Source organism: Streptomyces sp. NPDC047117 (genome assembly GCF_040643545.1).
Lineage (GTDB): Bacteria > Actinomycetota > Actinomycetes > Streptomycetales > Streptomycetaceae > Streptomyces.
On sequence record NZ_JBEYUN010000042.1, the window covers coordinates 1 to 11,403 of the forward strand.

Here is an 11,403-nt window from a genome sequence, read left to right on the forward strand (position 1 = left end):
GGCGGGCGTCACGGAACTGCACTCCGTCGAGACCCGCCAGTCGCTCACCGCACTGCGCGCCCGCACCCGCCAGGAGATCCGCGACTTCGTCTCGGCGCCCACCTGACCCCGGCCCCGCCGTCGCTCACTTCTCGACAGACACGTCCCTGGCAGCGGCCTCGGGAGACGCCTTGGAAGGAGTCTCGGAGGCGGGCACCTTCGGGACGGCGGGCGTCTCCGGGGCGGCCGCCGGCGTCTCGCCGTCAAGGACCCGCTTCGCCGTCACGCGGTCCAGCGCACCCTCCCAGCGGGAGACCGCGAAGACCGCGACGCAGTTGCCGAGCAGGTTGGTCGCCACCCGCATCGAGTCCATGATCCGGTCGACGCCGAGCAACAGCGCCACCGCCGCGGCGGGGATGACGCCCAGCGCGGACGCGGTCGCCGACAGCGCCAGGAACGCCGAACCCGGCACGCCCGCCATGCCCTTGCTGGTCAGCATCAGTACCAGCACAACGGTGATTTGCTGACCTATCGACAGATCGACCCCGACGGCCTGCGCGATGAAGAGGGTGCCGATGGAGAGGTAGATCGACGCACCGTCGAGGTTGAAGGAGTAGCCGGTCGGCAGGACCAGGCCCACCGCGTCGTCCCGGCAGCCCGCGGCCCGCAGCTTCTGCATCATCCGCGGCATCACCGTCTCGCTGGAACCCGTACCGAGAGCCAGCAGCAGCTCCTCACGGGTGTAGCGGACGAACTTCCACAGACTGAGGCCCGTGACGGCCTTGAGCGCGAGTCCCAGCAGCACGAGGAAGGCGAGCGCGACGCCGTAACAGACCGCGATCAGCTTCGCGTACGTCGTCATCGCGCCGAGGCCGTACTCGCCGACGAGGTGAGCGGTGGCCCCGAAGACGGCGAGCGGCGCGAGACGCATGATGTAGCCGACGATCGTGAAGACGACGTCCTGCGCCTGCTCGATGAACGGCAGGATCTGCGGCACCTTCGTCTGACCGAGGTGCAGCAGCGCCGCGCCCACCAGGCAGGACAGGACGAGGACCTGGAGCAGCGAGTTCTCCGCGAACGCCCCGACCGCACTGTCCGGCAGCGATTCGAGGATGAACTGCGCGGTGGAGGGCAGGTGCCCGCCGCCGGTCTTCTCGTCGACGGCACTCTGGTCGAGCGAGGACGGGTCGACGTGCATGCCTGCACCGGGCGCGAAGACATTCCCCGCGAGCAGCCCGACGACGAGCGCGACGGTGGTCGCCACCTCGAACCAGATCAGCGCCTTGAGGCCGATCCGGCCGAAGGCCTTGAGATCGCCGGCCTTGGTGATGCCGGCGACGACGACGCAGAACACGAGCGGGGCGATCATCGCCTTGATGAGGCGGACGAAGCCGTCGCCGAGCGGTTTGACGGCCGAGCCGAACTCCGGCCACAGCCGTCCGACGAGGACTCCGAGGAACAGGGCTACGAGGACCTGCGTGAACAGACTGGTGCGCAACATGCGGCCTGCCCGGCGAGCGAGCGATCCGGTGGCGAGCGGCACGGGCTCTCCCTTGGACGGATTTTGGGATACGGAAAAGGACTTCCGCGGTCCGCCACTATGGCTGAGCCCTGTGCCTCAGAGAAGAGTCCGGTGTTACATCGAAGAAAATCTTGGAGCTATCTCCAAGCAACCGTCGGTACACGTCCCCGCCACCGTGCCGTGACGGGGTCGTACCGGGTGGCATCAGGGGGGCGTGGCCCGTGATGCCAGGCGTTATCCGGTGGCATCCGCTTTTGTCGGGTGTCATCCGCCTTCATCGGGCGTCATTCGGTGTCAGCGGGTGTCGGCGGGTGTCGGCGGGTGACTCAGGCCTTCAGGTCGGCCTTGTCCCCCATGACCACGACGGGGTGCTGCGCGGGGTCGAGCGTGCGCAGCAGGTACCGCATGCCGGACTTGGGGATGCTCACGCAACCGGACGTACCGCTCCCGTGGTCCATGTGCAGCCAGATGCTGCCACCCTTGGACTGGCCCTCGGGCCGGGCCGGGTCCAGCGGCGAGACGCCCTTGTCGCGGTTGTAGTCGATGGCGATGACGTAGTCGAAGTCGTGCCGGGTCTTCTTGGCCCAGTACGAGGGCGGGGTGAAGGCCGCGGTCGCGGTGTAGGGCAGCTTCGCGCCCGGGTCGGGCAGCACACCGCCCGCGTCGGACAGCGAGTACACCCCCACCGGGCTGCGCTTGTCCCCCTCGTGATGGTCCAGGGCCCAGCCACGCTTGCCGTTGTGCCCCTGCCAGGTCCGGTCGCGGCTCCAGGTGTCGGCGCCGGTGCCGTTCGTGTCCGCGCCGTTCGCGCCGCTCTTGGCGGCCTTGGATGTCTTGGCTGCCTTGGCGGTCTTGGATGCCTTGTTGTCCGCCGCGCCCTTGTCCGTGTCCTTGTGCGCGTTGTCCGCCGCGCCCTTCTCACCCTTCGTGTACAGCACGACGGTCGAGGTGGTGTCGTCCTTGCCGTCCCCGTACACCGCGATCACCTGCCGGGAATCGGCCGGGATCCGGGACTGCAGCCGCTCCCCCACCCCGGGGATGCGCTTCAGACCCGTGGCAGGCGTGGCACTCGGATGCCCCGCGCGCCCGGCGGCCTTCTCGCCCTGCTGCCCCGAGCCGCCGCAGCCCGCGACCAGCACGAGCCCCGCGGCGGCCAGCGCGGCCGTCCGTATCCCCGTGACCGTCCGTGCCTGCCCCACCGTCTCACCTGTACTCCGCATGGCTCCCATGGTCGCACCGACGGCCGACACATGATCGGTCGAGGGGACACCGCGGACGTTGAGGTGACCCCCGCGGACGAGGCGACACCCGAGGCCGCACATGGCCGCACATCGTGGCCCGATCCGTGCGTTCCGCCAGAAAAACGATTGAAATTCGCGGCCATTCCACGCCAACCTTCCATGGCTCCGCCCTGCTCCTGTCGCGGGTGCAAGCGGCAGCGAGTGGCTCAGCCCTGCCCTGCTCCGCTGCGCCCACCGCGCCGGCGGGAGCACCCGGCCCGCTTTCCGGCCGGAGCTCCACGCCCGGCCCCTGACCCGACGAAACGCTTGGACGTCATGCAGATTCGCGATCTACCGCATCCCGACCCGGGTGTCCCCGACGTCCGTACCGGCGGCCGCTTCCTGGTCTGGCTCTACCGCCGGCAACTGGGCGGCCAGCTCAAGGCCCTGGCCTGGGGGCTGGTGCACACCGGCGCCGTGGCCTCCTTCCCGCTGCCGGTGGGCATCGCCGTACAGGCCGTCGCCGACCGCTCCGGCGCCCGGCTCGCCCTCGCGGGCGGGCTGATGGTGCTGCTGGGCGTGCTGGTCTCGGTCGGCGACACGATGCTGCACCGCGCCGCCGTCACCAACTGGATCACCGCCGTCGCCCGCATCCAGCAGCTGCTCGCCCGCAAGACCGCGGAGCTGGGCTCGGCCCTGACCCGGCGGGTCGCGGCCGGCGAAGTGGTCGCGGTCAGCACCGGTGACCTGGAGAAAATCGGCTGGTTCGTGGAGGCCATCTCCCGCTTCTCGGCCGCCGCGCTCACCTCCGTCGGCGTATGTGTGGCGCTGGTGCTCTACCAGCCCACCCTGGGCGTCGTCGTCGCGGTCGGGGTACCCGTGGTGGCGCTCGCCGTGCTGCCGCTGCTGCCCCGCGCGACCCGCCGCGCCGACGAACAGCGCGAGAAGGCAGGGCACGCCACGGAGCTGGCCTCCGACACCGTCGCAGGCCTTCGTGTGCTGCGCGGCATCGGCGGCGAGGAACTCTTCCTCGGCCGCTACCGCACCGCCTCCCAGGACGTCCGCAGGGCCGCCGTGCGCAGTGCCCGGATGTGGTCGCTGATCTCGGCCGTACAGGTCGCGCTCCCGGGACTGCTGCTGATCGCGGTCGTCTGGTACGGCGCGCGGCTGGCCCTGGACGGCCGTATCGAGGTCGGCGCGCTGGTCACGATGTACAGCGCGGTCACCTTCCTGCTCTATCCGTTGCAGCACTTCGAGGAGATCGCGCAGGCGTACTCCTTCTCCCGGCCGTCCGCGAAGCGGGCCGCCCGCGTCCTGGCACTCAGCCGCCCGGTCGACGGCCGCGTCACCGACCACGCCCCGCTCGACGGCGACCTGTACGACCCGGCCACGGGCCTGCTGGCCCCGGCCGGCCACCTCACGGCGGTCGTCTGCGGCGACCCGGACGCAGCGGGCCGACTCGCGGAACGCCTGGGCGGCCACCCGGCGAGCGCTTTGGACGAGAGTGCCCCGGACGAGAGCGCTTTGGGCCAAAGCCCCCTGGACGAGAGCGCTTTGGACGAGTCGGAGGATGCCGACGGGGGCGATCCGGTGGTTCCGGTGGTTCAGGAAAGCTCGCGGGCCCGGGCGACCGAGCATGCGCAGGCAGCCGTGTCCCCGAAGGCGGATGCGGCAGCGGAGGGCGCGTCCTCGTGTACCGGCCCGGCGGACGAAGCCGGGTCCACGCGCGGCACGCGCACGCCCCTCTCCGCCGAGCTGCGGCTGCCCTCCGTCGAGCTGGGCGGTACCGCCCTGGACGACGTACCGCGGGACGCCGCCCGGCAGGCCGTGCTGGTCCAGGACAAGGACCCGGTACTGCTGTCGGGAACGCTGCGGGAACTCTTCGACGTACCGTCCTCCGGCGCCGTCACCGCGCGGCAGGCCCTGGTCGCCGCGCAGTGCGACGACGTACTGGCGGCGCTCGCCCAGGCCGGCGCCGACGGGTCGGACGATCCGATGGACAGCCGCATCACCGAACGCGGCCGCTCGCTCTCCGGTGGCCAGCGCCAGCGGCTCGCGCTCGCCCGTTCGCTGCTCACCGATCCGGAGGTACTGGTGCTCGACGAGCCGACCAGCGCGGTCGACTCGCACACCGAAGCCCGGATCGCCGACGGCCTGCGTGTCCTGCGCAAGGGCCGGACCACGGTCGTCCTCACCTCCAGCCCCCTGGTGCTGGACCGTGCGGACCGGGTGGTGTTCCTGCCCGACGGCAAGGTCACCGCCGTCGGCCCGCACCGCGAACTCCTGCGCACCACACCGGCCTACCACGCGGTCGTCACCCGCGAGACCGACGAGGAACGCGCCCGCACGGCGCCCGAGCCCGCCGACCGCTCGGAGGGCACTGGCCACTCGGAGACTACCGACCGCACGGAGACTGCCGACCGCACGGGGGCCGTCGACCGCCCGGGGGTCGACGACTGCGCGGATGACGGCTCCGAGGAGCTTCTGGACGACGGTCCCGAGGACTTCCCGGATGACGGTCACGCGGAACTCCTGCGGGAGACGGACGGATCCACCGGATCCACCCCCTCGCGCGCCCGAGTGGGCGCGCTCGAATCGATCGAGGAGACGGCATGATCGGCCTGGCGCCGCCGGAGCACGATCCGGAAGCCGCACGTACGACGACCATCCTCCCCGTCGGCTCCCCCGCGACCGTACGCAGCTACGTCGCGGGGCTGATCCGCCGTCACCGCAAGGCATTCATCCTCCTCGTCACCGTCAATGCCATCGCCGTCATCGCCTCGATGGTCGGCCCGTATCTCCTCGGCGGCCTCGTGGAGGACCTCTCCGACGGTGTGCGCGACATCCATCTGGAGCGCACCGTCGGCCTGTTCGCGATCGCCCTGGTCATCCAGACCTTCTTCGTACGGATGGTCCGGCTGCGCGGGGCGATGCTCGGCGAGCGGATGCTGGCGGACCTGCGCGAGGACTTCCTCGTACGGTCCGTCGGACTGCCGCCCGGCGTGCTGGAGCGGGCCGGCACCGGGGACCTGCTCTCCCGCATCACGACGGACATCGACCGGCTGGCCAACGCGATGCGGGAGGCCGTGCCGCAGCTGTCCATCGGCGTGGTCTGGATCGGCCTGCTGGTCGGGGCGCTCGGCCTGACCGCACCGCCGCTCGCCCTCTCCGCACTCGTCCCGCTGCCCCTGCTGATCGTCGGGTGCCGCTGGTACTTCAAACGGGCGCCGAGCGCTTATCGTTCCGAGGCCGCCGGATACGCCGCGGTGTCCGCCGCGCTCACCGAGACGGTCGACGCGGGGCGCACCATCGAGGCGCACCGGCTCGGCGACCGCCGCACCCGGCTGTCGGAGCGGCGCATCCGCGAGTGGACCCAGTGGGAGCGGTACACGCTCTACCTCCGCTCGGTCCTCTTCCCGGTGATCAACGGCACCCACACCCTGAACCTCGGGTCCGTGCTGATGCTCGGCGGCGTCTTCGTCTTCCAGGGCTGGATGACGATCGGCCAGCTGACCACGGGTGCGCTGCTGTCCCAGATGATGATCGAGCCGATCGGCATGATCCTGCGCTGGTACGACGAACTCCAGGTGGCCCAGGTGTCGATCGCCCGGCTCGTCGGGGTGAGGGAGATCGAACCCGAGGCGGCGGACGAGCGAATCGCCCCGGACGGCCGGCACGTCCGCGCCGACGGTGTCCGCTTCGGCTACCGCGCCGACGTGGACGTTCTGCACGACGTGTCGCTGCGGGTACGGCCCGGCAGCCGCGTGGCGCTCGTCGGCCCCTCGGGCGCGGGCAAGTCCACACTCGGCCGACTCCTCGCCGGCATCTACGCGCCCCGCAAGGGCGAGGTCACCCTCGGCGGTGCCGCACTGTCCCGGATGCCCGCCGAGCGGGTGCGTGCCCATGTGGCACTGGTCAACCAGGAACACCATGTCTTCGTGGGTTCGCTGCGCGACAACCTGCTGCTGGCCCGTACGGGCGCGGACGACACCGACCTGTGGTCGGCGCTGGCCGCGGTCGACGCGGACGGCTGGGCGAGGGGACTGGAGAAGGGGCTGGACACGGAGGTCGGCTCCGGCGGCCACGCACTGACCCCGGCGCAGGCCCAGCAGATCGCACTGGCCCGGCTGGTCCTGGCGGACCCGCACACGCTGGTCCTGGACGAGGCCACCTCGCTCCTCGACCCGCGGGCCGCCCGCCATCTGGAGCGCTCGCTCGGCAAGGTGCTGGACGGCCGAACGGTCGTCGCCATCGCCCACCGGCTGCACACGGCCCACGACGCGGACGTCATCGCCGTCGTCGAGGCCGGCCGCATCACCGAACTCGGCACCCACGACGAACTCGTCTCCGCCAACGGCCCCTACGCCGCCCTCTGGCGCTCCTGGCACGCGTAACCCAACACCCGCGATCGCCATCTCAGGACGGCCCGGGCTCGAACGGCGGCCCAGGCCCGAACGCCCTGGGACTGGACGGCCCAGGGCTGGACGGCCCGGACCCGGACGGCAGCCGGGGTACGCGGCGGGCCGGGACCGCTGCGGGGTTTCCGGAAGCTCGGCCCGCGAGGACTGCCGCCGAGGCTCCGCCGGGCCGTCCTCCCGGCCCCGGCGCGTATGCGCTCCCTCCGCGACGGGCCGAGCTTCGGCACCCGGGGCCCGGTTCAGCCCGGTCCCTGGGCTCGGCCGGTCGTCCGGGTGCGGCCCGCCCCGTGGGCGTGGCCTCTCCTCAGGGCATGGCCTGTCCCCGGAGGGCGGCCCGCACACTGGGGGCGGCCCGCACACTGGGGGCGGCCCGCACATTGGGGGCGATCCGTTCTCGGGGCGTGTCTCCTCAAGGAGCGGAGGTTCGGCTTCGGCCGCGCCGGCACGAGGGGACGGCTGCCGCGGGGAGCCGCCGCCCGCAACGGGCCCGTCCGGGTCGGATCCGTCCGCATCGGCCCTGTCCGCATCGGGCCGGTACAGCGCCCCGCGTGCCGTAGCTGCCCGCTCTTGATCGTTACGGGATGCACTCGGCGCGGCGCCCGCACTCGTGGCACGGGCTCCGTCTGCCCGCTCACGCGGGCCGTCGGTACGAAGCGGCCGAGGGTCTAGAGGAAGCCGAGGGCCGTCAGGCCGCCTATGCCGCCGAGGAGGGTGAAGATCGGCATCAGGACCTTCAGCTCCACCCAGCTGCCGGCACGGAAGCGCATGCCCTTGGGCGGGCCCACCGGGTACCAGCGCTTGCGGCCTATCGGGATGGGCCACATGATCGGGCAGCCCGAGACGGTCAGCGCGTCGCCGATGTCGTGCACCAGCGCACCCAGCACGATCGGCAGGCCCAGCCACAGGTACGCCTGGTCCGGCTCGGTGAACAGCCAGTGCGAGCCGTTCCCCGGCTGGTCCAGCACCCCGGCGAGGATCCACGCCGTGGCCGCGCCCAGCAGCCACACCAGCACATCGCTGGAGACCCGCGCCGCCCGCCACAGCAGCCCTTCGATGGCGAGCACCATGTGCACGAAGAGGATGCCGAGCACCGCCCAGCGGCCGCCCTGCACCGCCAGGACCGACATACCGGCCCCGACGAGCACCGCCCACAGCCAGGTGTGGGTCAAGGTGCGGTGACCACCGGACCGGCGGGCGTCCCCCTTCATCCGAGTGGCTTTGTAGACGGCGTGCGAAATGTTGTCGACGACCTCGCACAGCCCCCGCGACAGCGGCCCGAAGGCACGGGAGATCGTGGCCGCCTTGTGGTCCAGGTCGGGGGCGAGGGCCGCACCGGCACAGATCAGCGCGCCGACGACGACCACCGGCCAGGGCATCGGGTGACCCAGGGCACCGGCCGCCGCGCCCACCCCCAGCCAGGCCGCGGCCCCGGACAGCGAGTGCGCCGGTCCCATCATGGTTGTTCCCCACCCCTTGTCGTTTTTGTTCTCGCGCCGATACTCCCCCGCCTCGCGCCGCCGGCGCTGGGCGTCGCGGAGCTGACGCGCGGTCGGCGACACAGCGTAGCGTCAGATGATCACTGTAGGACCCGCCGGTTCCCGCTTCCGGGGTCGGGGAAGGCAGTATGGGGGCGTGACCCTCATCGATCATCTCCCGAACGACGCCGACCCCGATGCCCTCTTCGAAGCCTTTTCGACCTGGGCCGAAGAGCAGGGCATCTCGCTCTACCCTGCCCAGGAGGAGGCACTGATCGAGGTGGTCTCGGGGGCGAACGTCATCCTGTCCACCCCCACCGGCTCCGGTAAGAGCCTTGTCGCGGCGGGTGCGCACTTCACCGCCCTGGCCAACGACCAGGTCACCTTCTATACCGCCCCCATCAAGGCACTGGTCTCGGAGAAGTTCTTCGACCTGTGCAAGCTCTTCGGCACCGAGAACGTCGGCATGCTCACCGGCGACGCCTCCGTGAACGCCGACGCCCCCGTCATCTGCTGCACCGCCGAGGTGCTCGCCTCGATCGCGCTGCGGGACGGCAAGGACGCCGACATCGGCCAGGTCGTCATGGACGAGTTCCATTTCTACGCCGAGCCGGACCGCGGCTGGGCCTGGCAGATCCCGATCCTGGAACTGCCGCAGGCGCAGTTCGTCCTGATGTCGGCGACGCTCGGTGACGTCGCGATGTTCGAGAAGGACCTGACGCGGCGCACCGGCAAGCCGACCTCGGTCGTCCGGTCCGCGACGCGGCCCGTGCCGCTGTCGTACGAGTACCGCTCGACACCGATGACGGAGACGCTGACCGAGCTTCTCGAGACGCACCAGGCTCCGGTCTACATCGTGCACTTCACGCAGGCCGCGGCCGTGGAGCGGGCGCAGGCCCTGATGAGCATCAACATGTGCACCCGGGCCGAGAAGGACGAGATTGCCAAGCTGATCGGCAATTTCCGTTTCACCACCAAGTTCGGGCAGAACCTCTCGCGGTACGTGCGCCACGGAATCGGCGTGCACCACGCCGGCATGCTGCCGAAGTACCGGCGACTGGTGGAGAAGCTGGCCCAGGCCGGCCTGCTGAAGGTGATCTGCGGGACGGACACCCTCGGTGTGGGGGTCAATGTGCCGATTCGCACCGTGCTGTTCACCGCGCTCACGAAGTACGACGGGACCCGGGTGCGCACCCTGCGGGCCCGTGAGTTCCACCAGATCGCGGGGCGGGCCGGGCGGGCCGGCTTCGACACCGCCGGTTTCGTGGTCGCGCAGGCGCCCGAGCACGTCATCGAGAACGAGAAGGCGCTCGCCAAGGCGGGCGACGACCCGAAGAAGCGCCGCAAGGTCGTACGGAAAAAGGCTCCCGAGGGCTTCGTCAACTGGGGGCAGAACACCTTCGAGAAGCTGATCGCCTCCGAGCCGGAGCCGCTGACCTCCCGCTTCCGCGTCACCCACGCGATGCTGCTCTCCGTGATCGCCCGGCCCGGCAACGCCTTCGAGGCCATGCGCCGGCTGCTGGAGGACAACCACGAGTCGCGCAAGAACCAGCTGCGGCACATCCGGCGCGCCATCGCCATCTACCGCTCCCTGCTGGACGGCGGAATCGTGGAGCGGCTGGACGAGCCGGACGCCGAGGGCCGGATCGTGCGGCTCACCGTCGACCTTCAGCAGGACTTCGCGCTCAACCAGCCGCTGTCCACCTTCGCGCTGGCCGCCTTCGACCTGCTCGACCCCGAGTCGCCCTCCTACGCGCTCGACATGGTCTCGGTCGTGGAGTCCACCCTGGACGACCCCCGGCAGATCCTGGCCGCCCAGCAGAACAAGGCCAAGGGCGAGGCGGTCGCCCAGATGAAGGCCGACGGCGTCGAGTACGAGGACCGCATGGAGCGGCTCATGGACGTCGAGTACCCCAAGCCGCTGGAGGAGCTGCTCTCCCACGCGTACGGCCTCTACCGCCGCAGCCACCCCTGGGTCGGCGACCACCCGCTGTCGCCCAAGTCGGTCATCCGCGACATGTACGAGCGAGCCATGACCTTCACGGAGTTCGTCTCGTTCTACGAGCTGGCCCGCACCGAGGGCATCGTGCTGCGCTATCTGGCGAGCGCGTACAAGGCGCTCGACCACACCGTGCCCGACGACCTGAAGTCCGAGGACTTCGAGGACATCATCGCCTGGCTCGGCGAGATGGTCCGCCAGGTCGACTCCAGCCTCCTGGACGAGTGGGAACAGCTCGCCAACCCCGAGGAGGAGACGGCCGAGGAGGCCATGGAGCACGCCGACGAGGTCAAGCCGGTCACCAAGAACGTGCGGGCCTTCCGGGTGCTCGTCCGCAACGCGATGTTCCGGCGGGTGGAGCTCGCGGCGCTGGACAAGGTCGAGGAGCTGGGCGAGATGGACGCCGACTCCGGGTGGGACGAGGACGCCTGGGCGGACGCGATGGACGCCTACTGGGACGAGTACGAGGACCTGGGCACCGGCCCGGACGCCCGCGGCCCCAAGCTGTTGCAGATCGAGGAGGACGAGGAGCACGGCCTGTGGCGCGTGCGCCAGACCTTCGCCGACCCGAAGGGCGACCACGACTGGGGCATCTCCGCCGAGGTGGACCTCGCCGCGTCCGACGAAGAGGGCCGCGCGGTCGTGCGCGTCACCTCCGTGGGCCAGCTCTGACCAGAATGATCTGCCCGGTCCCGGCCGTTCTGTCGCGGCCGTTCCGTTCTCCCCGGCGAGCTCCGAGCCCGCCATCGGCCGCGTCGTGAAAACCATGCTGCCCGGATCCGCGAAATCG

Annotated in this window: 6 protein-coding genes; 3 read left to right on the forward strand and 3 right to left on the reverse strand. The window is 71.0% G+C overall.

Going from position 1 to position 11,403, the window contains the following annotated elements; translation table 11 throughout:
• Window positions 1-124: 124 nt before the first annotated feature.
• Both ABZ840_RS37460 and ABZ840_RS37465 read right to left on the reverse strand, forming a co-directional pair.
• Entirely contained in the window at window positions 125-1,480 is a 1,356-nt protein-coding gene (locus ABZ840_RS37460) for a cation:dicarboxylase symporter family transporter (protein ID WP_361568495.1), read from the reverse strand.
• Between the two features lie 347 nt (window positions 1,481-1,827).
• A complete protein-coding gene (locus ABZ840_RS37465; protein ID WP_361568498.1) occupies window positions 1,828-2,721 on the reverse strand; it encodes a hypothetical protein in 894 nt (297 codons plus the stop codon).
• 336 nt (window positions 2,722-3,057) lie between these two features.
• On the opposite strand from ABZ840_RS37465, the gene ABZ840_RS37470 reads away from it, so the two are divergent.
• Window positions 3,058-5,337, forward strand: a complete 2,280-nt coding sequence (locus ABZ840_RS37470) for an ABC transporter ATP-binding protein (RefSeq protein WP_361568501.1) — start codon at window positions 3,058-3,060, stop codon at window positions 5,335-5,337.
• Window positions 5,334-7,115 carry an ABC transporter ATP-binding protein gene (locus ABZ840_RS37475; protein ID WP_361568504.1) on the forward strand — a complete coding sequence of 594 codons (1,782 nt, stop codon included), beginning with the start codon at window positions 5,334-5,336 and terminating at the stop codon, window positions 7,113-7,115. The genes ABZ840_RS37470 and ABZ840_RS37475 overlap by 4 nt, the downstream gene beginning before the upstream one ends.
• A gap of 689 nt (window positions 7,116-7,804) precedes the next feature.
• Here ABZ840_RS37475 and ABZ840_RS37480 read toward each other — a convergent pair.
• Entirely contained in the window at window positions 7,805-8,596 is a 792-nt protein-coding gene (locus tag ABZ840_RS37480) for a metal-dependent hydrolase (protein WP_361568507.1), read from the reverse strand.
• 175 nt (window positions 8,597-8,771) lie between these two features.
• Here ABZ840_RS37480 and ABZ840_RS37485 point away from each other — a divergent pair, with 175 nt between their 5' ends.
• Window positions 8,772-11,285, forward strand: a complete 2,514-nt coding sequence (locus tag ABZ840_RS37485; RefSeq protein WP_361568510.1) for a DUF3516 domain-containing protein — start codon at window positions 8,772-8,774, stop codon at window positions 11,283-11,285.
• Window positions 11,286-11,403 lie beyond the last annotated feature (118 nt).